We start from the raw sequence: 22,884 nt of genomic DNA on the forward strand, positions 1-22,884 counted from the left end.
TCCCACAGAACTTCAGCGGATCGCCGCGTGAAGCCGATGTCACTTGCCCCCACCTGGCCGCTTCGCGGCCGTCCGCCCCCGGAGGGGGCGGAAGGATCGTGCGGCTCCTTCTTCCCCCTCCGGGGGAGGAGCGCCGTAGGCGCGGAGGGGGCAAGAAACAGGCGCCTCCAGATGTCTTCACCCCCGCGACAACGCGTCCCTTGAGCGACTCACGCCGTGGGCGGAAGCTTTCAGTTCGTCCGCGTTTATCGGAGCGTTTTCGATGGCGACCAGTGCGTTCGAACGGCAACTGCAAGGCTACGGCCTGACGACGGCCGAGATCCATTATCACCTGCCCGACCATCCCCACCTGCTGCAGCTCTATCTCTGGCAGGACTACGACCTGGCCCCGAAATTCCCGACCCTGAAGGGCTTCCTCGACTTCTGGGCCCGGGAGCTGGACGGGGTGCTGCACTCGGTCCGGGTCGCCCACAACCGGCTGATCGGGCCGCAGGAGTGGCGGGCCGTGAACGGGGTCTTCACGCTGCAATAGGATGGGCCGTGAGATTTGCTGGGCTTGCGTCGGGCGCTTCCCGAACGTAACTCCCCGCCAATGACCACGGCCAAGATCTGCGGACTGTCGACGCCCGAGACGGTGAAGGCCGCCTTCGACGGCGGAGCCGCGTTCCTGGGCTTCATCTTCTTCGAGAAGAGCCCGCGCAACCTCACGCCCGAGACCGCCGCCCGCCTCGTCGAGCCGGTTCGCGGCCGGGGCGTGAAGACCGTCGCCGTCACCGTCGATCCCGACGACGCCCTGGTCGACCGCCTGATGGCGACCATGCGCCCCGACCTGATCCAGGTGCACGGCAAGGAGACCCCGTCACGGGTCCGCGAGATCGCCGCCCGCGCCGGCGTCGGCGTCATCAAGGCCTTCTCCGTTTCCAGCGCCTCGGACGTCGACCAGGCCAGGGCTTTCGACACCGTCGTCGAGCACCTGATGTTCGACGCCAAACCCGTGGAGGGTTCCGCCCTGCCTGGCGGGACGGGCGCGAGATTCGACTGGGAACTGCTGGCCGGACGGCGATTTTCTCGCCCGCATTTCCTGGCCGGAGGGCTGGATCCCTGGAACGTGGGCGCGGCCGTCAAGGCCTCCGGCGCTCCGCTGGTGGACGTTTCCTCTGGCGTGGAGCGCGGTCCCGGCCTAAAGGACCCGGCTCTGATCACGGCGTTTCTCGACGCCGTCAAACGCGCCTGAACCTGAAAGCGCAGCTCGGAAGACGATCTTGAACGTTCCTGCCAAGCCCAACGATTGGTCGGCTTACCCCGACGCCAAGGGCCGTTTCGGTGACTACGGCGGCCTCTACGTGGCCGAGACCCTGATGCCGCTCGTGCTCGAGCTGGACCGGGCCTACACGGAAGCCAAGAACGATCCCAGCTTCCAGAAAGAGCTCAGGGGCTATCTGACCCACTATGTCGGCCGCCCCAGCCCGCTCTATTTCGCCGAACGGCTTTCGAAGCACCTCGGTGGCGCGAAGATCTATTTCAAGCGCGAGGAGCTGAATCACACCGGCGCGCACAAGATCAACAACTGCATGGGCCAGATCCTGCTGGCCCAGCGCATGGGCAAGACCCGGATCATCGCCGAGACCGGCGCCGGCCAGCACGGCGTGGCGTCGGCGACCGTCACGGCCCGCTTCGGCCTGCCCTGCGTCGTCTATATGGGCGCCGTCGATGTGGCCCGGCAGAAGCCCAACGTCTTCCGCATGAACCTGCTGGGCGCCGAGGTGCGGCCGGTGACCTCGGGCGCGGCGACCCTGAAGGACGCCATGAACGAGGCGATGCGCGACTGGGTCACCAACGTCCACGACACCTATTACATGATCGGCACCGCCGCCGGCCCGCACCCCTATCCGGCCATGGTTCGAGACTTCCAGGCGGTGATCGGGACCGAGACCCGCGAGCAGATCCAGGAGCTGGAAGGCCGGCTTCCCGACGCGGTCGTCGCCTGCGTCGGCGGCGGCAGCAACGCCATCGGCATGTTCCACCCGTTCCTGGCCGACGAGAGCGTCAAGATCTACGGCGTCGAGGCCTCAGGCCACGGGCTGGAGACCGACAAGCACGCCGCGTCCCTGACCGGCGGCCGCCCGGGCGTGCTGCACGGCAACAAGACCTATCTGCTGCAGGACGAGGACGGCCAGATCCTGGACGCCCACTCGATCTCGGCGGGCCTGGATTATCCGGGCATCGGCCCGGAGCACTCGTTCCTGCACGACATCGGACGGGCCCAGTACCTGACCTGCACCGACGACGAGGCGCTGAAGGCCTTCCAGCTGTGCGCCGAACTCGAGGGCATCATTCCGGCCCTGGAAAGCGCCCACGCGATCGCCAAGCTGCCGCAGCTGGCCAAGGAGATCGGCGAGGGCGGCGTGATCGTGCTCTGCCTGTCGGGCCGGGGCGACAAGGACATCTTCACCGTGGCCGACGCCCTCGGGCGGACGATCTAGGGTTCTGATAGCTTGACCAAAGACCGTATCGACCGCCGTTTCGCGGCGCTGAAGGCCGAGGGCCGCGCCGCCTTCGTGGCCTATGTGATGGCCGGCGATCCGGACGCGGCGACCGCGCTCGAGATCGTCAAGGGCCTGCCGGGCGCTGGCGCCGACCTGATCGAGCTGGGCTTCCCGTTCTCGGACCCGATGGCCGAGGGCCCGACCATCCAGCGCGCCAGCCAGCGCGCCCTGGCCCAGAAGATGACGCTGAACGGCACGCTGGACATCGTCCGGGCCTTCCGCGAAGGCGACCAGGACACGCCGATCATCCTGATGGGCTATCTGAATCCGCTGGTGAACCGCGGCTTCGAAACCTTCGCCAAGCAAGCCAATGACGCCGGCGTCGACGGCCTGATCGTCGTCGACTGTCCGCCGGAGGAGGCCGACCCGCTGTCGGACGCCCTCGAAGCCGAAGGCCTGGCGCTGATCCGCCTGGCCTCGCCGACGACCGACGACAAGCGTCTGCCGACCGTGATCCGCCGCACCTCGGGATTCGTTTATTACGTCTCGGTCGCTGGCGTGACCGGGGTCAAGGAAGCCGACGCCGACGCGGTGGCCCCGGCCGTCGAGCGCATCCGCAAGGCCTCGGGCCTGCCGGTCGCCGTGGGCTTCGGCATCCGCACGGCCGAACGCGCCGCCGAGGTGGCCCGTGTGGCCGACGCCGCCGTGGTGGGCTCTGCGCTTGTCGATGAAATCGAGTCGGCGGCCAAGTTGAACGAAAACGTGACCGAGAAGGTTCTTCTCAAGGCGTCGGAGCTGGCTAAGGCTGTGCGTTCGGCGCGAGTCGGGACGAAGTGAGGCTCTAAGGCTATGGCTATGGCTGAACCCCAGGACCCGAAAAAGGGCGACAAGAAAGCAGCGGCGGAGGGCCGTCGCGGCGGCTGGCTGTCGCGGATCGCGCCCGGCGTGCGCGGCGCGTTCGCCAAGCGCGAAACGCCCGAGAACCTTTGGGTCAAATGCCCCGATACGGGCGAGATGATCTTCCGCTCCGATCTGGAGGCGGCCCTGTGGGTCACGCCGGCCGGTCGGCACATGCGGATCGGGCCGGAAGCCCGCTTCAAGTTCACCTTCGACGACGGCCAGTACGAAGCCCTGCCGACTCCCTCGGTCCCCGAGGACCCGCTGCACTTCTCGGACGGCAAGCCCTACAAGGACCGCCTGATCGCGGCCCGCAAGGCGACCGGCGAGCCGGACGCCATGGCCATCGGCTACGGCAAGGTCGGCGGCGCCGACGCCGTGGTGCTGGTCCAGGATTTCGCCTTCATGGGCGGCTCGCTGGGCATGGCCGCCGGCGAAGGCTTCATCGCCGCCGCCAAGGCCGCGCTGGAGCGTGAAGTCCCGCTGATCGCCTTCACCGCCGCCGGCGGCGCCCGGATGCAGGAAGGCGCGCTGTCGCTGATGCAGATGGCCCGCACCACGCTCGCGATCAATGAATTGAAGGACGCGGCCCTGCCCTACGTCGTGGTCCTCACCGACCCGACCACGGGCGGCGTCACCGCCTCCTACGCCATGCTCGGCGACATCCACCTGGCCGAGCCGGGCGCCCTGATCGGCTTCGCCGGTCCCCGCGTTATCGAGCAGACCATCCGCGAGACCCTGCCGCCGGGCTTCCAGCGCTCGGAATATCTGGTCGAGAAGGGCATGGTCGACCGCGTCACCCACCGCAAGGACCTGCCGGCGGTGCTGGGCTCGATCCTCGGCACCCTGATGATGGGCCGCGGCCGCAAGGCGGCGTAAAGCCACCTTGGCTGAACATCTCCGCGCGCACGACGCCGCTCTCGAGCGGCTGAAGGCCCTGCATCCCAAGCTGATCGACCTGTCGCTGGACCGGATGCGGCGGCTGTGCGCGGCGTTGGGCGATCCGCAGGACCGCCTGCCGCCCGTGATCCACGTGGCCGGCACCAACGGCAAAGGCTCGACGGTCGCCTATCTGCGGGCCATGGCCGAGGCGGCGGGCCTCAAGGTCCACGTCTTCACCTCGCCGCACCTGGTCCGCTTCGCCGAGCGGATCCGCCTGGCCGGGACCCTGATCACCGACGCCCACCTGGCCGACGTACTGGACCGCGTCGAGGCGGCCAATGCCGGCCAGGAGATCACCTTCTTCGAGATCACCACGGCCGCGGCCCTGGTCGCCTTCGCCGAGGTCCCGGCCGACCTATGCATCGTCGAGGTCGGGCTGGGCGGCATCTTGGACGCCACCAACGTCGTGACCCCCAAGGTCAGCGTCATCGCCCCGGTCGACATCGACCACCGTGAATTCCTCGGCGACACCCTGACCCAGATCGCCGGCGAGAAGGCCGGGATCATCAAGCCCGGCGCGCCGGCCGTCTCGGCCCGCCAGCACGAAGAGGCCGAGGCGGTGATCGAGGCCGCGGCCGCCAAGGCCGGCGTCTCGCTGACCCTGATGGGCCGCGACTTCGACGCCTGGAACGAGCGCGGCCGGCTGCTGGTCCAGATGGATGACCGCCTGCTCGACCTGCCCGCGCCGTCGCTGCCGGGCGAGCACCAGTTCGCCAACGCCGGCCTGGCGGTCGCCGCCCTGCTGGCCATGGCCGACCCACGCATCGACGAGGCGGCCATGGGACGGGGAATCGCCGCCACGGTCTGGCCGGCCCGCTTCCAGCGCCTGACCACCGGCCCGCTGGCCGAGCGGGCCAAGGCGGCAGGAACCGATCTCTGGCTGGATGGCGGCCACAATCCGCACGCCGGCCGCGCCGTGGCCCGCGCCGTGTCCGACCTCGCCGCCCGCGACGGCCGGCCGGTGGCGCTGATCGCGGGCCTGCTGGCCAACAAGGACGCGACCGGCTTCTTCACCCCTTTTCGAGGCGTGGCGGCCAAGGTCTTCACCGTCACTTTCGAAGGCCCCGCCGCCGCCAGCGCCGCCGAGACCGCCGCCGCCGCCGAGCTGGCGGGCCTGCGGGCCTGCGCCTGCGATTCGGTCGAGGACGCCCTGGAGCGCGCGCTCAAGCTGGAGCCGACGCCTCACGTTCTGATCTGCGGCTCGCTTTATCTGGCCGGCGAAGTGCTGGCGATGAGCCCCGAGACTTGGCCGGCCTAAGCGGGTAAGGCTGGCTGACGCCGATAGGGCGGCACGGCCCGCCGGACATCCTCGGCGAGCGCGCCCGTCCTGGCAGGAACCGCCAATGGCCAAGGGTCAGAAGAAGTCCAACAAGGAAGTCCGCAAACCGAAGGCCGAGAAGAAAGCCCCGCCGGTCTCGGTCTCGCCGTTCATCGTGACGCCCAAGAAGTAGGCCGCTCTAGGACGAACTTGGACGAAAAACGCCCGCCCCGGAGACCGGAGCGGGCGTCTTCAATTCCGGCGGAAAGACCGCTTAAGCCGGTTGAACACCGGCCTCGTTCAGCCATTCCAGGATCTTGGCCTTGGGCATGGCGCCGACCTTCATCGAGGTCATTTGGCCATCGCGGAACAGCATCATGGTCGGAATGCCGCGGACGCCGTAGCGCGACGGGGTCGTCGGGCTGTCCTCGATATTGACCTTGGCGACGGTGACGACGTCGGCCAGCTCTTCCGAGATCTGCTCCAGGGCCGGGGCGATCTGCTTACAGGGGCCGCACCACTCGGCCCAGAAGTCCACCAGCACGGGCTTGCCGGCCTTCAGGACGTCGGATTCGAAGGTGGCGTCGGTCACCACAACGGTGCTCATGGTCTGCTCCAGTCTGGCGTCACGCGACGGCGCGGAGGACGCGATAAGGGTCGAAGCCCAGGATTCGTTCCGGGCGCTTGCGTCAAGATGTAGGGGGAGGTTGGCCGTCCGGCAACGGGATTAGGCCAGTCGGGCCAGCGCTTGGGCCATCACCTTTTCTGGAACCGGCATCAGTTTGGGACCGTCGGTCCAGACCAGGGCGGCCTCGATCGCCCGGCCGGGGAACACTTCGCGCAGCACGGCGGCATAGACCGCCATCTGGGCCAGATAGGCGGGATCGGCGTCTTCGATCTGGTCAGGAGACGGACGATTGGTCTTGTAATCGACCACCAGCACCCGCTCGGCGTCGACCACCAGCCGGTCGACGCGGCCGGAAACGGCCAAGCCCCTCGGCAGATGGGCGCTGGTTCCGGCCAGCGCGACCTCGGCGCGGGAGCCGGGTCCGAACACCGCGGCGAAGCGGGCGTCGTCCAGGACCCCGAAGGCGGCTCGGGTCATTTCCTCGCGCTGCTCGTCCGTCAGATCCCGCTCTCCGGCCAGCAGGCGCTGGGCCGCGTTGGCGCGCTGATCGGGCGCGATGTCGGGCAGCAGCTGCAGCAGCTTGTGGACGATCTCCCCCCGGCGATAGCGGCCCAGGCCCGAGACCCGCGCCAGCGGCGAGGGCGCCGGGACGCGGGCATTGTCCTCGATCCGCGACGGGGCGGCGTAGCGGGCCGCCGCCGGCTCGGGCGGCGCGGCGCGGGTCATCCAGCTTGGCGAGGCCGCCGAGGCGCGGACGTCCTCCGCCACGCGGGGCGCGGGCGCCGGATCGGGGCCGTAGCGCAGGATGGCGGCGTCACCTTCGCCGAGGGTTCGCACCTCGGGGGCGATGTCGGGGTGGGCGAAGGCGGCGCGGGCGGCGGCGTACCAGCCGCCGACCTTGTCATCCTTGGTCCGCGCGTCGATTCGGCCGCACAGGATCAGCCGGTCGCGGGCCCGGGTCAGGGCCACGTACAGCAGGCGCAGGGCTTCCTGGCTTTCCTTCTCCTCGCGCAGCTTGCGGGCCCTGGCCGAGGCGTCGCAGTCGCCTTTGCCGCTGGCGCACCACAGCAGGGCGCCGTCCTCGGTGACCAGGAACGGCGAGCCGCCGGCCCCGCGCTTCACGGTCGTCTCGGGCAGGAAGACGATCGGCGCCTCCAGACCCTTGGAGCCGTGGGCGGTCATCACCCGCACTTCGCGCCGGGCCCCTTCCATCTCCCGCTTGACCACGATGTCCAGAGCCGCGAAGTCGGCGACCAGGGCCTCGAGATCACGCACCCCGCGCTGCTCGGCTTCCATCACCTGGGCCAGGAATTCGTCGAGCGCCTCTTCGGCCTCGGCTCCCAGGCGGGTCAGCACCTTGGCCCGATGCGAGCGGCCGTCTTCACCAACCAGTCCGAGCCAGCCGGCGAAGAATTCGAACGGTTGCCGGCGACGGCCTTCGGTAAGCGCCCAGTCCAGCACCGTCCGCGCGGCGGTCCATTCGGGGCGCTCCTCCGCTCGTCGGCGCAGCTCGAGCCACAGCGTCGCGCGGCGGCCTTTGGCCAGGGCGTAGACGTCCTCGTCGGTCAGCGAACAGAACGGCGTCTTCAGCAGCGCCGCCAAGGTCAGGTCGTCATCCGGGAACAGGATGAAGCGCCCCAGGGCCAGCAGGTCCTCGAAGGCGATATGGCTGGACAGCGATAGGCGATCAGCCCCGGCCACCGGCACGCCGCGCCGTTTCAGGGCGCGCAGGATCTCCTCGAACAGCACCTTGCGGCGTCGGACCAGCACGAGGATGTCGCCGGCATGGGCGGCGCGATGGCGGCCGAGTTCTTTATCGAACACCGCGTCGCCTCGGCTGAGGATCGCGGCGGTCTCGGCGGCGATCGCCTCGGCCAGGCGGCGGTTGGCGCTGCGCTCGCTCTCGGCGTCGACGGGCGCTTCCCAGGCCTCCCGCTCCTCGCCGGGCAGCTCGCGGGTCAGGGGCCAGAGGTCGACGCAGCCAGGGCCGTCGGTGCGGAACGGCTCGTGGCGGACCAGGTCCTGGCCGACCGGCGGCGGCACGCCCTCGCGGGTTTCGGGATCGGAGAACAAAGCGTCGACGAAGCTCAGCACCTCGCGGGTCGAGCGATACGAGACCGTCAGCGGCACGCCCTTGCCGATCGCGCCGACGGCCTCGATGCGGGCGATGTAATTCTGCGTCTCAACCAGCAGCCGCTGCGGATCGGCGCCCTGGAACGAATAGATCGACTGCTTTTCGTCGCCGACCACGAACAGGGTCCGCTCGGCCCGGCGACCGCTCCAGCCTTCGGACGTCTCGCCGGCGAAGAAGTCGGCGGTCAGGGCGCTGAGGATCTCCCACTGCTCGGGCGCCGTGTCCTGGGCCTCGTCGAGCAGGATGTGATCGACGCCGCCATCCAGCTTGTAGAGCACCCAGGCCGCCTCGACCTTCTCGGTCAGCAGCACGCGGGCCTTGTCGATCAGGTCGGTGAAGTCGAGCGCGCCGCGAGCGTCCTTCTCGATCTGGTGCGAGGTCACGTACAGCACCGCCAGGCGCAGAGCGTCGGCGGTGTCCTCGGCGACCTTGGCGGCGCGGACCCGCTCGCGGGCGGCCTCCAGCTTGGCCTGTTCCATCAGCAGGACCTCGCGCAGGTCCTCGCGGCTCTTCAGCCCCGAGGCCTTGGCCGGCCAGGTCGCGGGCGTTCCGTCGCCGCCTTCGGTGAACAGGGCGCGCAGGGCCAGGTCCAAGGTCGCGTCCGGATCGCGGGCCACGGCCGCGAGCGCCTCGGCGTACTTGGCGTCCTGCTTGCCGCCGCCGTCGAACAACACCGTGGCGGCCGCGCGCCAGGCGCCGAGGTCCAGCCGGGCCATGGCCTGGGCGGCGAGGTCGGCGGCCGAGGTCGGCGCATCGAATCCGCAGCGGTTCCAGGCGTCGGCGATCGCCTCGGAGAGGCCGCCGCAGCGGGCGACATAGGCCATGATCTGGCCGCGTCGCGTCTCGAAGCCCGCGAACATCGCCTCGAAGCTCTGGAAATCCAGGCCCACGGAGAATCGGGCATAGGCTTCGGAGTAGGCGTCCTGATGGCTGTCGACCCAGGCGGCGGTGGCGCGGCGGGCGGCGCGGGCGATAGCTGCGCCGGCCTGATCGTCCATCACCGTGAAGCCGGGCGAGACCCCCGCCTCCAGCGGGAAGCGCCGTAGCAGCTTTTCGCAGAAGGCGTGGATGGTCTGGATCTTCAAGCCGCCCGGTGTCTCCAGCGCCTGGGCGAACAGGGCGCGGGCCTCGGAGAGGCGGCGGGCGTCATAGGTCGCATCGCTCTCGCCAACCAGCTTGACGAGCTCGGCCCGCAGGTCGGCGTCGCTGGTCACCGACCACTTGCCCAGCCGCTCGAACAATCGCCGCTGCATCTCGGCGGCGGCGGCCTTGGTATAGGTCACGCACAGGATCGCCTCGGGCTTGACCTTGGCCAGCAGCAGGCGCGCGACGCGGTCGATCAGGGTCTTGGTCTTGCCCGAGCCGGCATTGGCCGTGACGAAGGCCGAGATCGCCGGATCGGCGGCGATGCGCTGCGGATCGTGGAGGCTCATTCGCCCTCCCCGTCGTCGCCGCTGGTCGACCACTCGAACACCCGCGCCAGGTGGGCGTAGTCGCCGGGGTGCTCCTTGACGAACTGCGGAGCGACCCGCGAGCGGTAGGGCTCGGCCGGATCGTCGTAGCGGGCGATCAGGGTCGAGAGGCCTTCCAGCGCCTTCGCGGCGGCGGCGCTGCTTTCCTCGCCGGCGAAGGCGCGGACCTGTTCCTCGCCCGCCGGGCGGCGGCCGGTGACGCGGACATAGGTCAGGTCCCCCGGCGCGGGCTTGCCCAGGTCCGGAAAGCCGCCGTGCATCAGGATCGCCGCCGTCAAGGTCAGCTGCGGCGAGAAGCCGGTGTCGACCTGCTTCTGCGACGGCGCGGCGCCGGTCTTGTAATCGAGGATATGGACGGTCCCGTCGGCCGTCGGCTCCAGCCGGTCGGCCTTGGCGGTCAGGGTGAACGGTCGGCCGTTGATCGAGAGTTGCAGTTCGCCCGCCGCCTCGACGACCACCTTGCGGGCGGTCGTGCGACGCTGGCGTTCCCAGTCGGCGACCCACAGGGCGGCCTCGCGGGCCAGGGCCCTCTCCCGAGCCAGGGCGGTCGGCGGCATGCCGGCCGCGACCAGGGCGTCGACATAGAGCTTCTCGAACACGGTGGCCGCGTTGGCCGGCACGGCGTCGGGGAAGGTCTCGGCGAAAAGTTCGAACGCCGCGTGGATGGCGGTGCCGCGCGCTCTGGCCTCGACCGGCTCGTCGGGACGCTCCAGCGGATAGAGCCGCAGGATGTCGCGCGCCCAGACGGCGTAGGGGTCACGGGTCAGGGCCTCGACACGGGTCACGGCCATCTTGCGCGGGCGATCCTCGACCGGCGGGACCGGGGCGGGACGGGAGATCGGGGCATAAGGGCGAGGGGCGTCGAGGGCGCGGACCCAGTCTAGCACGTCGTCGCGGCGAGGCAGGGTGAGGCCGGCGCCGGCGGCCAGGGTCTTCAGCCGCCACAGCCAGCGCGACTCGACGGCCGGCGCGCCGCCGCGCCGCTCGCAATGGACCAGCACCACATCCGGCGCGCTGGCGGCCTGGGCGAAGTCGTGGGCGGTCAGGCCGATCCGGCGTTCGGGCGGCGGCAGGCCGAGACGCGCGCGCATCGGCCGCGACAGGAACGGGTCGATCGGCGCGCCCTGCGGCCAGACGCCCTCTTCCAGCCCGGCCAGCACCAGGCGGTCGGCGCGGACCAGGCGGGCCTCGATGGCGCCGAGAATGCGCAGCCGCGGATGGGTGGCGCCGCCGACCCGGACCGTCTCCTCGTTGACCAGCCGGTCGAGGATGTCGGCGAAGGCCTGGGGCGAGGCGTCGGGCAGGGCCTGGCCGTCCTGGATCAGGGCCGCCATCAGGGCCCCGAGGCACTCGCCGGCCGAACCGGCCCACAGGCGGGCGGGAGCGATCAGGCTCTCCAGGCCCTCGACCAGAGCTTGGGCCGCCTGGGCCGGAGGCGCGAAGTCGTCGCCGGCATAGGGCGCGGCGGCGTGGTCGATCGTGGCCAACACGCGCTCGGCCAGCGCCAGGGCGTCGGGCGCGTCTTTCAAGCGGGCGCGCAGCACCTCGGCGGAGCCGGGCGCCGCGCCGCGCAGGCCCTTGCGTTCCAGCAGGGCGGCGGCGGAGGCTTCATCCTCGCCCAGCACCAGCGGATGCTTGGCGAAGGCCAGCAGGCGGACGGGATTCAGCGGTTCCTCGACCAGGCGCGCCAGATGCAGGGCCAGGATCGCCGCGCCCGAAGCGGCCAGCGGCGCGCCGGCCGAGCTGTCGGGGATCACGCCCCAGCGCTGCAGCCGGGTCATCACCCGGCGGGCCAGGGTCTGGTCGGGGGTGACCAGGGCGGCGGTCATGTCCGGCGTTTCGAGCGCCTCGCGCAGCAGCAGGGCGCACGCACCGGCGGCTTCTTCCTCGGCGCGGGCGGCGATCACCGAGAATCCGGTCAGGCCCTCGGCGATCGGGTCGAGGTCCGGCGCTTCGGCGCGCAGAGCAGCGATCTGGGCCAGCCAGTCGGCGGTGGCCTCGGCCGGGCGCAAGGCCTCGTTGACGATCCGGCGCCGCCAGCGGCCTCGGCTGTCGACGTCGGGAACCCAGGCCCGGACCTCCGAGCGGGCGACGCCGGCCCGGTCGAGCAGCCGCTTCATCGCGCCCTGCGGATGCTGCTCGCCTTGCGTACCTTCGATCTGCGCCCAGGCGCTGTCGGCCAGGTCCTCGTCGAGGCCGGGTAGCACCACGGCGCCCTTCGGCGCGGCGGCGACGACGCGCAGCAGGTCGGCGGTGGCGGGCGCGGTGCCGGTCGAGCCGGCGGCGACCAGCACCTCGGTCGGCGGATCGTTCCGCCACTGCTCTTCCAAGGCCCGCAGCAGCCGCACCCGGCGTTCGGAGACGTCGATAAGGCCGAGGTCGGTCAGCCGCTCGGGCCAGGCGCGCAGCACCGCCTTCAGGAACTTGGCCGAGACCTGCCAGTGCTGGGCCAGGTCGCCTTCGGCCAGGCCGTCCAGCTTGCCATCAATCTCGACCTCCTCGATCTGCGAGCTGTCCAGGAAGTCGGACAGGGCCTTGGCCAGCTCCAGCGCCTGGACGGGGCCGGGTTTGAACGACAGCAGGCCGCCGTGGTCGACGACCAGCCGCGCCAGCTCGAACCGGCGGCGGCGCGAGGAGATGGCCGGCGGAATGTCCAGCGACAGATAGCCCGGCTCGAACGGCGGCTCGCCCTCGTCCAGGTCGCCCAGCGGCCGGATCTGCGGCAGCAGCAGGGCGCGGCCGCCGCCGACCGCCAGGAAGGCGTCGGCCAGGGCGCGGGCGCCGCGCCGGGTCGGGGTCAGGACCGTGGCGCGGGGCAGGGCCTCGGGGCCCAGCGGCTCCAGGGCGCTCAGCAGGCCGCGCGCCAGGTCGTCGACGAACGGGCGGTGGGCGGGGATCGAGAACCAGCGCGGCCCCGGTCTTTCGAAGAAAGGGGCCGGACCACTCATTCTTCTGAGAGCCGCGCCTCTGCCGCCAGCTTGGCGTCAGGATCGCCGACGTGCATCCAGAGCCCGTCCGGCGCGACGCCGTGGACGCGATGGTCGGCCGCCAGCCGCTTCCACAGCGGCAGCAGCGAGAACGGACCTTCAGGACCATCGGTAGTGATCGCCGGCTTGCAGATATGGACGCCGACATAGACCAGCGGCGCGATCTCGCCGGGGTCCTTGAAGCGCACGACGCCATCCCCGGCCAGGAACACGTCGCCGCTGTCATGGAAGCCGAGCGAGCCGCCGGTCGAGGCCAGCATGAGGCAGACGTCCATCGCCTCGGGATTCCAGGCGGCGGCCACGGCGTCGATGGCCGCGCCGGCGTGCTCGATCCAGACGGAGTCGATATTGGCCACGAACACCGGGCCGTCGCCCAGCAGCGGCAGGGCGTGCTTGATGCCGCCGCCGGTCTCCAGCGCCTGGGCGCGTTCGTCCGAGATGACGATGCGCGGGCCAAGGCCCTTGGCTTCGCGCGCCCTCAGGTGAGCTTCGACCAGGTCGGCGAAATAATGGACATTGACCACGGCGGTCTCGACCCCCGCGGCAGCCAGGCGGTCCAGCATGTGATCGATCAGCGCCTTGCCGGCGACCTCGACCAGGGCCTTGGGCCGATCGTCGGTCAGGGGGCGCATGCGGGTGCCGAGGCCGGCGGCCAGCACCATCGCTGTTTTCGGGCCGCTCATCGACGCGTCTCCACCGGTACGTTCTTGTCGAACCACGCCTTGAGGTCCGCCAACGCCGGATCGGCGAAGCAGACGTCCAGATAGACCCACAGGCGCGGGATGAAGTCGGCGTAGCGCGGCTTGCCGTCGCGCGTCACCAGCCGCGCGAAGATGCCCAGGATCCGGATGATGTTGAGCGCGCCCAGCGCATGATAATCGGCCAGAAAGGTCGTGCGGTCCAATTCCGGCCGTGCGGCCAGGTAGCGCTCCAGGCAGGCGGCTTCGCGCTCGGGCAAGACGGTGCGGCGGGCGTCGTGCAGCAGCATCGACAGGTCCCAGGCGGGGTGGGCCAAGAGCGCGTCCTGGAAATCCAGCATGCCGACCCGCGCCGCGCCCTGGCGCTCCGGCAGCCAGATCAGGTTTTCGGCGTGATAGTCGCGGTGACAGAAGACGCTCGCGCCGGCCTCGCCCTTGGCGCGGATCGGAGCCCAGATGGCTTCCCAATCCGCCAGGGCCGCTGCGTCGAAGGTCAGGTCGCGGAACTTCGGCTGCCACTCGACGAAGATGTCGTGGGCGGTCTTCAGGGCCAGGCCGTCATAGGTCAGCAGCGGCCAGGTGGAGCCATCGAAGCTGAGCACGTCCGGGGCTGGCGCGGCGTGAAGGGCCAGCAGGCCGTCGATGGCGGCGTCGTACAGCGGAGCCTCGTCGGTCCCGGCCTCGATCAGGCGGGCATAGAGGTCGTCGCCCAGGTCCTCCAGCACGGCCAGGCCCGCCGCCGCGTCGGCGGCCAGCACCTTGGGCGCCGAGAGCCCCTGGGCGTTCAGCCAACCGGCGCAGGCGACGAAGGCGTCCACTCGGCCGGCGGCCAGGCGGGCCAGGGCATTGTAGCCAAGCGCGGCGCGCTGGGCTGGCGTGGCGTCCGGCGGACAGGGCGCGGTCTCGACCGACGGCGGCTGGTCCATGAAGATGAAGCTGGCGACGCCTCGATGCAGCCGCTCGTACGACCGCGTCGAGGCGTCGCCCCCCAGCGGCTGACGGCGGACGTCGCCGAAGCCGTGGGCCTCCAGGAACGCGGCCTTGGCCGCTTCTCTCTCAGACCCCATGGGGCGCTCAGAACTCAAGGGAACGTCCTTCGAAATCACCGTGCCGCACGATGACGGCGCGTCGTGCGTCGCCGTCGAGGGCGATGTCTATATCGAGCCGAGTCGCCGGCAAACGCCCTTCCAATCTCTGGGGCCACTCGATCAAGGCGACGCCGTCGTCCAGCGCCTCGTCCAGCCCGATCTCGTAGGCCTCGTCGGGGTCCGTCAGGCGGTAGAGGTCGAAGTGGGCCAGCGGAAAGGCGGTCGCCTCGTAGAACTGCACCAGGGTGAAGGTCGGGCTGGGGACCTCCTCATCGGGCGAGGTCAGGGCGCGGATCAGGGCCCGGGCCAGGGTTGACTTGCCGGCCCCCAGCGGACCGGTCAGGCAGACGGCGTCGCCCGGACGCAAGGCGGCGGCCAGGGCCCGGCCCAGCGCCTGGGTCGCGGCCTCGTCGGCGAGAAAGAGGGTGGTCACGTCAGGGCGGCTCGTCTTTTCGGTAGGCAACACGCGCTCCACATACCGCTTCAATGTCTCCGTGGCTTCCCCGGTCGTGGGACAAGGCCTTGGGATCGATCAGCGGCGTCCTGGCTTGGTCAGCCAGTTCGGACCGCGTGGGGCTTCCATTGGCGTCGCTCACGCGCTAACCGCAATCCCCGATGCCGACATCCCTTCGCACCGCCTATCGCGAGCGCCTGGCCCAGGGCGAGATCAAGCCCGACGTCGCCCAGGCCGCCGCCGTCGAGGCGCTGTCGCGGCTGGAGTCCGACCTCGACTCCGCCGGCGAGCCCGGCTTCTCGCTGTTCGGCCGCAAGCCCAAGAGCCAGCGCGGCGTCTACCTCTGGGGACCGGTGGGGCGCGGCAAGTCCATGCTGATGGACCTGTTCTTCGACAGCGCGCCCGTAGCCAAGAAGCGCCGCATCCACTTCCACGCCTTCATGGCCGAGGTCCACGCCGACATCGACGCCTGGCGTAAGGGCGACGCGGCGGCGCGCAAGGCCCGCTTCGGACAGGCCAAGGGCGACGATCCGATCGCGCCGACGGCCGAGCGGATCTCCGACGAGGCCCGCCTGCTGTGCTTCGACGAGCTGCAGGTCACCGATATCGCCGACGCCATGATCCTGGGCCGGCTGTTCGAGGCCCTGTTCGCGCGGGGCGTCACCCTGGTGGCCACCTCGAACCGGCCGCCGGAGGACCTCTACAAGGACGGCCTCAACCGCCAGCTCTTCCTGCCGTTCATCGACATGCTGAAGTCGGCCCTGGACGTCGTGGCCGTGCGCGGCCCGGTCGACTTCCGCTTGGATCGCCTGCGGGCCGCCCGCACCTGGCTTGCGCCGAACGACAAAGCCAATCAGGCGGAGTTCGAGCGCCTTTGGGCCGACATGCTGGACGGCGCGCCCGAGACCGGCGCGACCTTGGAGGTCCTGGGCCGCAAGATGCGCCTGCCGCGCGCGACCGGCGGCATGGTGCGCTCGTCGTTCGCCAGCCTGTGCCAGCAGGCGCTGGGACCGCAGGACTATCTGGCGATCGCCGAGCGCTTCCACACCGTGTTCCTGGAGGACGTGCCGCGCCTGACGCCCGCCCGACGTGACGCGGCCAAGCGGTTCAACACCTTGATCGACGCGCTCTATGAAGCCGACGCCAAGCTGGTGGCTCTGGCCGAGGCCGAGCCCGAGGCGCTGTATCCCGAGGGTGACGGATCCTTCGAGTTCGAGCGGACGGTTTCGCGCCTGCAGGAAATGCGGTCGGCCGACTATGTGGCGCGGGTCCGAGATTAGGGAAACGAGATGACCGTCAAAGATCGCCTTCGCGTCCACGAGACCAAGCTGCTCTCCGACAACTGGTACGTCCTGAAGACGACCAGCTTCGACTGGAAGCGTCGCGACGGGACCTGGCAGACCCAGCACCGTGAACATTACGACCGCGGCAACGGGGCGGTGCTGCTGCCCTACAACCTGACGAACCGGACCGTGCTGCTGGTGAAGCAGTTCCGCTGGCCGGCTTTCGTGAATGGCTATGACGACCTGCTGATCGAGGCCGCCGCCGGCCTACTCGACGACGCCGAACCCGAGGTCCGGATCCGGGCCGAGGTCGAGGAGGAGCTGGGCTATCGCCTGAGCGAGGTGCGCCCGGTGTTCCAGGCCTTCATGAGCCCAGGTTCGGTCACCGAGATCCTGCACTTCTTCGTGGCCGAGTACGACGCCTCGATGCGGATCGGCGACGGCGGCGGCCACCCCGACGAGGGCGAGGACATCGAGGTGCTGGAGCCGACCATCGACGAGGCCCGGGCCATGATCGCCGATGGCCGCATCCGCGACGCCAAGACCATCATGCTGCTGCAGCACCTGGCCCTGACGGTGTTCCGCGCCTGACGCGATCGCGCCGCGTTACGCAACCTTGGCCTTTGGACTTCAGGGGTGGGCCTGGGATGCGACCTGCGAACGTTTCTCAACAGGGCGCCGTTTAATTGACACCCAAGCCTTCGCGCTTAAAAGCGTCCCGCAACGCACAAAGGCTACTGAGGTTGGACCTTCCATGACCGATACGAGCCGGGGGCCGCTGGAGCGCCCGATGTCGCCGCACCTGCAGGTGTGGCGCTGGCATATCACCATGGCCTGCTCGATCCTGCACCGCGGCTGCGTCATCGGCCTGTACGTCGGCGCCGTGATCCTGGCCGGCTGGGCGGCCGCCGTGGCCGCCGGCCCCGAGGCCTATGCCGGCTATCTGAGCATCCTGGGCTCGCCGATCGGCAAGCTGGTGCTGCTGGGCGAGACCTTCGCCGTGTTCTTCAACATCGCCTACGCGATCCGCCAGACCTTCTGGGACGCCGGCAAGGGCTTCGCCCCGCGCATCGCCGACATGACCGGCGCCATGGCGATCGCCTTCGCGGTCGTGGCGACGATCGTCACCTGGGTCATCGCCGGCGCGAACGGAGCGTTCTGACCATGAGCAAGTCTGCTTCCGAGCAATACCGCACGCCGCTGTCGCGCGCCCGTGGCCTGGGCGCCTCGCGCCACGGGGTCGGCCACTTCATCACCGAGCGGGTCTCGGGCCTGGCCCTGATCCCGCTGAGCATCTGGGGCGTCTACGCGGCCCTGAAGCTGGTCGGCGCCGACCAGCACAGCGTCACGACCTGGATCGGCCAGCCGGTGAACGCCGTGCTGCTCAGCCTGCTGCTGATCGCCGCCCTGATCCACCTGCAACACGCGGTCCAGGTGGTGATCGAGGACTACATCCACCGTTTCACGAGCAAGTCGGCCCTGGTGATCGGCAATCTGTTCGTCTGCGTGCTGGCCGGCGCCGTGGGGGTCTTTTCGATCCTCAAGGTGGCCCTGACCGTGACCGGAGCCCATTGATGTCGGCCTACAAGTTCATCGACCACAAGTTCGACGTCGTCGTCGTCGGCGCCGGCGGTTCGGGTCTCCGCGCCGCCTTGGGCGCCGCGCAAGCTGGCTTGAAGACCGCCTGCATCACCAAGGTGTTCCCGACCCGCAGCCACACGGTCGCGGCGCAGGGCGGCATCTCGGCCTCGCTGGGCAATATGGGCCAGGACGACTGGCGCTGGCACATGTTCGACACCGTCAAGGGCTCGGATTGGCTGGGCGACCAGGACGCCATCGAGTATCTGACCCGCAACGCTCCGGCGGCGGTCTACGAGCTCGAGCACTGGGGCGTGCCCTTCTCGCGCACGGCCGACGGCAAGATCTACCAGCGCGCCTTCGGCGGCATGACCAAGAACTACGGCGAAGGCCCGATCCAGCGCACCTGCGCGGCGGCCGACCGCACCGGTCACGCCATGCTGCACACGATGTACGGCCAGTCGCTGGCCCACGACACCGAGTTCTTCATCGAGTACTTCGCCCTCGACCTGATCATGGACGACGGCGTCTGCCGTGGCGTGACGGCGTGGAAGCTCGACGACGGCACCCTGCACCGTTTCCAGGCCCAGATGGTGATCCTGGCCACCGGCGGTTACGGCCGCGCCTACTTCTCGGCCACCTCGGCCCACACCTGCACCGGCGACGGCAACGCCATGGCGCTGCGCGCCGGCCTGCCGCTGCAGGACATGGAATTCGTGCAGTTCCACCCCACCGGAATCTACGGCGCTGGCTGCCTGATCACCGAGGGCGCCCGCGGCGAAGGCGGCTACCTGACCAATTCGGAAGGCGAGCGCTTCATGGAGCGCTATGCGCCGTCCGTGAAGGATCTGGCGCCGCGCGACATGGTCAGCCGCGCGATGACCATCGAGATCCGCGAAGGTCGCGGCGTGGGCCCGAACAAGGACCACATCTTCCTGCACCTGGATCACCTGGATCCGAAGATCCTGCACGAACGCCTGCCCGGCATCTCCGAGACCGCCAAGGTCTTCGCGGGCGTCGACGTCACCAAGGCGCCGATCCCGGTGCTGCCGACCGTCCACTACAACATGGGCGGCATCCCGACGAACTATCACGGCGAGGTCGTCACCAAGCTCGGTGACAATCCCGACCAGGTGATCCCCGGCCTGATGGCCGTGGGCGAGGCCGCCTGCGTGTCGGTGCACGGCGCCAACCGCCTGGGCTCGAACTCGCTGATCGACCTCGTGGTCTTTGGTCGCGCCGCGGCCCTGCGCTGCGCCGAGATCCTCAAGCCCGGCGCCAAGCAACCCGAGCTGAAGGACGTTCAGACCGACGGCCACCTGGCCCGCTTCGATCGCTTCCGCAACGCCTCCGGCGCGACCTCGACCGCCGAACTGCGTCTCGAGATGCAGAAGGCCATGCAGGAGGACGCGGCGGTGTTCCGCACCGGCGAAAGCCTCGACAGTGGCGTCGCGCGCCTGGCCGAGGTCTGGCGCAAGAAGGCGGACATCAAGGTCAGCGATCGGGGTCTGGTGTGGAACACCGACCTGATGGAGACCCTAGAGTTCGACAATCTGATCGGCCAGGCGGTGGTCACGGTGAACGGCGCGGTCAACCGCACCGAAAGCCGCGGCGCCCACGCCCGTGAGGACTTCGCGGACCGCAACGACGCCGAATGGATGAAGCACACCCTGGCCTGGCTCGACGTCGAGACCGGCAAGGTGAAGATCGACTATCGTCCGGTCCACAGCTACACGATGTCCGACGACATCGCCTACATCCCGCCGAAGCAACGGGTCTACTGAGGGTACGATGGTCGAACTCGCACTCCCCAAGAACTCGCAGGTCAAGTCGGGCAAGCACTGGCCCGCGCCGGCCGGCGCCAAGAAGGTTAAGACCTTCAAGATCTACCGGTACGATCCGGAAGCCGGTGGCAATCCGCGCTGGGACACCTACGACGTCGACATGGACGCCGTGGGCCCGATGGTTCTGGACGCCCTGCTCTACATCAAGAACAGCATCGACCCGACCCTGGCCTTCCGCCGGTCGTGCCGGGAAGGCGTCTGTGGCTCGTGCTCGATGAACATCGGCGGCCGTAACACCCTGGCCTGCACCCACGGCTGGGCCGAGGTGCCGGGCAAGGCGGTCCAGATCAGTCCGCTGCCGCACCTGCCAGTGGTCAAGGACCTGATCCCGGACCTGACGCTGTTCTATGCCCAGTACGCCTCGATCGAGCCCTGGCTGCACACCGACACGCCCGAGCCGCAGACCGAGTGGAAGCAGAGCCCGGAGGATCGCGAGAAGCTCGACGGCCTCTACGAATGCATTCTCTGCGCCTGCTGCTCGACCTCGTGCCCCAGCTACTGGTGGAACGGCGACAAGTATCTGGGCCCGGCGGTCCTGCTGCACGCCTATCGCTGGCTGATCGACAGCCGCGACGAAGCGACCGGCGACCGCCTTGACGCGCTCGAGGACCCGTTCAAGCTCTATCGCTGCCACACGATCATGAACTGCGCCCAGGTCTGCCCGAAGGGTCTGAACCCCGCCAAGGCGATCGCCGAGATCAAGAAGATGATGGTCGAGCGCGTCGTCTGACGCGCTCGCTATCTGCTCCCCACTTATCCGCCTTGATCAAAGGCGCTTGCCAATAGGTGACGCCGGCGTCATTTTTGACGAAAGGGAGGGCGTCCTTGAGCGCTAACGCCAATCAGAACGCGTGCGTCGTCATCGTCGGCGCGGGTCATGCGGGCGGTTCGGCCGCGGCCTTCCTGCGCCAGTACGGCCACGAGGGGCGGATCGTGCTGATCGGCGACGAGCCGCTGCTGCCCTATCAGCGTCCGCCGCTTTCCAAGGCCTGGCTGAAAGGCGAGGCCGATGCCGACAGCCTCTCGCTGAAACCGGTCGAATGGTACGCGGACAACAACGTCTCCCTGCGGCTGTCGGGCGTGGCCGAGCGGATCAACCGGTCCGAGAAGACCGTGACCCTCGCCTCGGGCGAGGCCATTTCCTACGATTTCCTCATTCTCGCCACCGGGGCCCGCGCCCGTGAGCTGCCGATCCCCGGCTCGGACTTGGCCGGCGTCCTGGCTCTGCGCACAGCAGCTGACGCCGAGTTGCTGAAACATGCTTTGGGCCCCGACAAGCGCCTGGCCGTGATCGGCGGCGGCTATGTCGGGCTCGAAGCAGCCGCCTCGGCCCGGGCCCTAGGCAGTTATGCCATGGTCGTCGAACGCGAAAGCCGCGTCCTGGCCCGTGTCGCCTGCGAGACCCTGTCGATTTTCTTCCAGGACTATCATGGTCGCCACGGCGTGACGTTCGCGCTGAACGCCGGCGTCGCGGGCTTCGACGGCGTGGATGGCCATGTCACGGGCGTGAGGTTTACCGACGGCCAGGTCGTAGCCTGTGACGTCGCCCTGGTCGGGGTCGGCGCGATTCCCAATGACGAGCTGGCCAAGGATGCGGGCCTGGCCACGGCCAATGGCGTGGTCGTCGATCTGGAGGCGCGGACGAATGATCCGTCCGTCTTCGCGATCGGCGACGTCACCCACCGGCCGCTGCCGCTCTATGATCGGCAGTTCCGCCTGGAGAGCGTGCCCAACGCCCTGGAGCAGGCCAAGCAGGCCGCCTCGGCGATACTTGGCCGTCCAGGCCCGTCGCCCGAGGTTCCATGGTTCTGGTCCGACCAGTATGATCTGAAGCTGCAGATCGCCGGCCTGCCGTTCGAGGCCGACCGTCAGGTGGTGCGCGGCGACGTCGCCGCCGCCAGGTTCGCGGTGTTCCATCTGAAGGGCGACCTGCTTCAGGCGGTCGAGGCGGTCAACGCGCCGCCCGAGTTCATGGCCGGCAAGCAGCTGATCGCCAAGCGCACGCCGGTCGACGTCCACAAGCTCGCCGATCCGGCGGTGTCCATGAAGGAGGTGGCGGCCTAGGGGTCGCCTCCCAAAGAGAGAGCCTTCCAGGGGTAACGGAAAACAGATGGCCAAGATCACCTACATCGAACACGACGGAACCGAACACGCCCTCGAGGTGAAGCCGGGTCTGACGGTCATGGAAGGCGCGGTGAAGAACAACGTGCCGGGCATCGACGCCGACTGTGGCGGCGCCTGCGCCTGCGCGACTTGCCACGTCTATGTCGACGACGCCTGGCTGGCCAAGACCGGCGACAAGTCGGCCATGGAAGAGTCGATGCTGGACTTCGCCGAGAACGTCGAGCCCAACAGTCGCCTGTCGTGCCAGATCAAGGTGAGCGACGCGCTGGACGGCCTGGTCGTGCGCCTGCCGGAGAGCCAGCACTAAAGCGGCCTGTCAAAAGAGCGTCGTTATATTGTCGCGAGGGGGTTGCCAGTCGTCCGAGGGAGGACTAGATCACCGCCTCGCTCGGAACGGCATCGCGACCGGACGACGCGGCCCCCGCAAGGGAGTTGCATCGGTTCAGACGCTTCGCTAAACACCGCGCTTCAATCGACTCGATGACGGATCCGCAAGGGCGGCCACGGCGGCCCAGGGATCCTCTTTTTGTCTCTTCGATCCCGGATTTCCGGCGCGTCGAAGAAGCCGAAAAGAGTTGGTTGACTTCGGAATGTCGCTTCATTAGAAGCGCCGCTCCGGACATCGCAGACAAGAGTTCGCAAGAATTCAGCGGCGCGGTGTTAAGTCATTCAAGAAGTTGTTCTGAAGTTTCTTCAAAATAACTTGTTGACTGGCAAGGTTAGCTTCTCTAGAAGCTGGCCGCTCTGGTGTCTCCGGGATTTCCTGGGTTCGCCGGTCTTGTTCAAAACGTTTTAAAAAAAACGATTTGACATGGAATTCGAGGTTCGCTAGATAGCCGCCTCCGCCGACGACGGGCGTTAAACGGTTGGTTCGCCGGAAGGTGGACGGGTCTTTGACATTGTTGATTTGGAAAGAGAAACGCAGGCGGCGGCGCTCTGGCGATGGACTGAAAGGTTCATCTCGAACGCTGACAATTGCGGTCTCTTGAAGACACCATGAATATCATGGAC

21 protein-coding genes and 1 pseudogene are annotated in these 22,884 nt (G+C 69.0%); 16 read left to right on the forward strand and 6 right to left on the reverse strand.

Annotation, left to right across the window (positions count from 1 at the left end):
• Positions 1-27: 27 nt before the first annotated feature.
• From ASC70_RS25865 to ASC70_RS24330, 8 genes and pseudogenes are all read left to right on the forward strand, one after another.
• Positions 28-149, forward strand: a pseudogene (locus tag ASC70_RS25865) (hypothetical protein); the annotation flags it as partial.
• A 113-nt stretch (positions 150-262) separates the two neighbouring features.
• Positions 263-532, forward strand: coding sequence for an usg protein (locus ASC70_RS03920; RefSeq protein WP_056046662.1), 270 nt, complete (start codon positions 263-265; stop codon positions 530-532).
• 60 nt (positions 533-592) lie between these two features.
• Positions 593-1,234, forward strand: coding sequence for a phosphoribosylanthranilate isomerase (locus tag ASC70_RS03925; protein ID WP_056046664.1), 642 nt, complete (start codon positions 593-595; stop codon positions 1,232-1,234).
• Between the two features lie 28 nt (positions 1,235-1,262).
• A complete protein-coding gene (trpB, locus tag ASC70_RS03930) occupies positions 1,263-2,483 on the forward strand; it encodes a tryptophan synthase subunit beta (protein WP_056046666.1) in 1,221 nt (406 codons plus the stop codon).
• A 12-nt stretch (positions 2,484-2,495) separates the two neighbouring features.
• Positions 2,496-3,323 carry a tryptophan synthase subunit alpha gene (gene trpA / locus ASC70_RS03935; RefSeq protein WP_047403814.1) on the forward strand — a complete coding sequence of 276 codons (828 nt, stop codon included), beginning with the start codon at positions 2,496-2,498 and terminating at the stop codon, positions 3,321-3,323.
• 12 nt (positions 3,324-3,335) lie between these two features.
• Positions 3,336-4,262: an acetyl-CoA carboxylase carboxyltransferase subunit beta gene (locus tag ASC70_RS03940; protein WP_056046668.1), complete on the forward strand. Its 927-nt coding sequence runs from the start codon at positions 3,336-3,338 to the stop codon at positions 4,260-4,262.
• A gap of 7 nt (positions 4,263-4,269) precedes the next feature.
• Positions 4,270-5,583, forward strand: coding sequence for a folylpolyglutamate synthase/dihydrofolate synthase family protein (locus ASC70_RS03945; RefSeq protein ID WP_056046671.1), 1,314 nt, complete (start codon positions 4,270-4,272; stop codon positions 5,581-5,583).
• A gap of 85 nt (positions 5,584-5,668) precedes the next feature.
• The gene (locus ASC70_RS24330; protein ID WP_082009057.1) at positions 5,669-5,776 is read left to right on the forward strand and encodes a hypothetical protein; all 108 of its coding nucleotides are present in this window, start codon (positions 5,669-5,671) and stop codon (positions 5,774-5,776) included.
• Between the two features lie 81 nt (positions 5,777-5,857).
• On the opposite strand, the gene trxA is transcribed toward ASC70_RS24330, so the two are convergent.
• The 6 genes from trxA to tsaE all read right to left on the reverse strand — a co-directional run bounded on the left by trxA (position 5,858) and on the right by tsaE (position 15,023).
• Positions 5,858-6,190, reverse strand: coding sequence for a thioredoxin (gene trxA, locus ASC70_RS03950; protein WP_047403809.1), 333 nt, complete (start codon positions 6,188-6,190; stop codon positions 5,858-5,860).
• A gap of 120 nt (positions 6,191-6,310) precedes the next feature.
• Positions 6,311-9,778, reverse strand: a complete 3,468-nt coding sequence (addA, locus tag ASC70_RS03955; RefSeq protein WP_056046673.1) for a double-strand break repair helicase AddA — start codon at positions 9,776-9,778, stop codon at positions 6,311-6,313.
• On the reverse strand, positions 9,775-12,765 hold the full coding sequence (addB, locus tag ASC70_RS03960; RefSeq protein WP_056046675.1) for a double-strand break repair protein AddB: 2,991 nt from the start codon (positions 12,763-12,765) through the stop codon (positions 9,775-9,777). The genes addA and addB overlap by 4 nt, the downstream gene beginning before the upstream one ends.
• A complete protein-coding gene (murU, locus tag ASC70_RS03965) occupies positions 12,762-13,487 on the reverse strand; it encodes an N-acetylmuramate alpha-1-phosphate uridylyltransferase MurU (protein WP_056046677.1) in 726 nt (241 codons plus the stop codon). Before murU ends, addB begins: the two co-directional genes overlap by 4 nt.
• A complete protein-coding gene (gene amgK / locus ASC70_RS03970; protein WP_056046679.1) occupies positions 13,484-14,569 on the reverse strand; it encodes an N-acetylmuramate/N-acetylglucosamine kinase AmgK in 1,086 nt (361 codons plus the stop codon). Before amgK ends, murU begins: the two co-directional genes overlap by 4 nt.
• 7 nt (positions 14,570-14,576) lie before the next feature.
• Positions 14,577-15,023, reverse strand: coding sequence for a tRNA (adenosine(37)-N6)-threonylcarbamoyltransferase complex ATPase subunit type 1 TsaE (gene tsaE, locus ASC70_RS03975; protein ID WP_056046681.1), 447 nt, complete (start codon positions 15,021-15,023; stop codon positions 14,577-14,579).
• Between the two features lie 182 nt (positions 15,024-15,205).
• On the opposite strand from tsaE, the gene zapE reads away from it, so the two are divergent.
• From zapE to ASC70_RS04015, 8 genes are all read left to right on the forward strand, one after another.
• The gene (gene zapE / locus ASC70_RS03980) at positions 15,206-16,324 is read left to right on the forward strand and encodes a cell division protein ZapE (protein WP_056046683.1); all 1,119 of its coding nucleotides are present in this window, start codon (positions 15,206-15,208) and stop codon (positions 16,322-16,324) included.
• Positions 16,325-16,333: 9 nt separating this feature from the next.
• Positions 16,334-16,918, forward strand: coding sequence for an NUDIX domain-containing protein (locus ASC70_RS03985; RefSeq protein ID WP_056046685.1), 585 nt, complete (start codon positions 16,334-16,336; stop codon positions 16,916-16,918).
• 163 nt (positions 16,919-17,081) lie between these two features.
• A complete protein-coding gene (gene sdhC / locus ASC70_RS03990) occupies positions 17,082-17,489 on the forward strand; it encodes a succinate dehydrogenase, cytochrome b556 subunit (RefSeq protein ID WP_047403801.1) in 408 nt (135 codons plus the stop codon).
• Entirely contained in the window at positions 17,456-17,902 is a 447-nt protein-coding gene (gene sdhD, locus ASC70_RS03995; RefSeq protein WP_162247182.1) for a succinate dehydrogenase, hydrophobic membrane anchor protein, read from the forward strand. The genes sdhC and sdhD overlap by 34 nt, the downstream gene beginning before the upstream one ends.
• Positions 17,902-19,689 (forward strand): succinate dehydrogenase flavoprotein subunit, encoded by a 1,788-nt coding sequence (sdhA, locus tag ASC70_RS04000; protein ID WP_056046687.1) that lies wholly within the window; start codon positions 17,902-17,904, stop codon positions 19,687-19,689. Before sdhD ends, sdhA begins: the two co-directional genes overlap by 1 nt.
• Positions 19,690-19,696: 7 nt before the next feature.
• Positions 19,697-20,479 (forward strand): succinate dehydrogenase iron-sulfur subunit, encoded by a 783-nt coding sequence (locus ASC70_RS04005; protein WP_047403796.1) that lies wholly within the window; start codon positions 19,697-19,699, stop codon positions 20,477-20,479.
• Between the two features lie 95 nt (positions 20,480-20,574).
• Entirely contained in the window at positions 20,575-21,813 is a 1,239-nt protein-coding gene (locus ASC70_RS04010; protein ID WP_056046689.1) for an NAD(P)/FAD-dependent oxidoreductase, read from the forward strand.
• A 46-nt stretch (positions 21,814-21,859) separates the two neighbouring features.
• Positions 21,860-22,180: a 2Fe-2S iron-sulfur cluster-binding protein gene (locus ASC70_RS04015; RefSeq protein ID WP_047403792.1), complete on the forward strand. Its 321-nt coding sequence runs from the start codon at positions 21,860-21,862 to the stop codon at positions 22,178-22,180.
• The last annotated feature ends 704 nt before the right edge of the window (positions 22,181-22,884 follow it).

Origin of the sequence: Caulobacter sp. Root343, from assembly GCF_001425745.1 — a bacterium.
Lineage (GTDB): Bacteria > Pseudomonadota > Alphaproteobacteria > Caulobacterales > Caulobacteraceae > Caulobacter.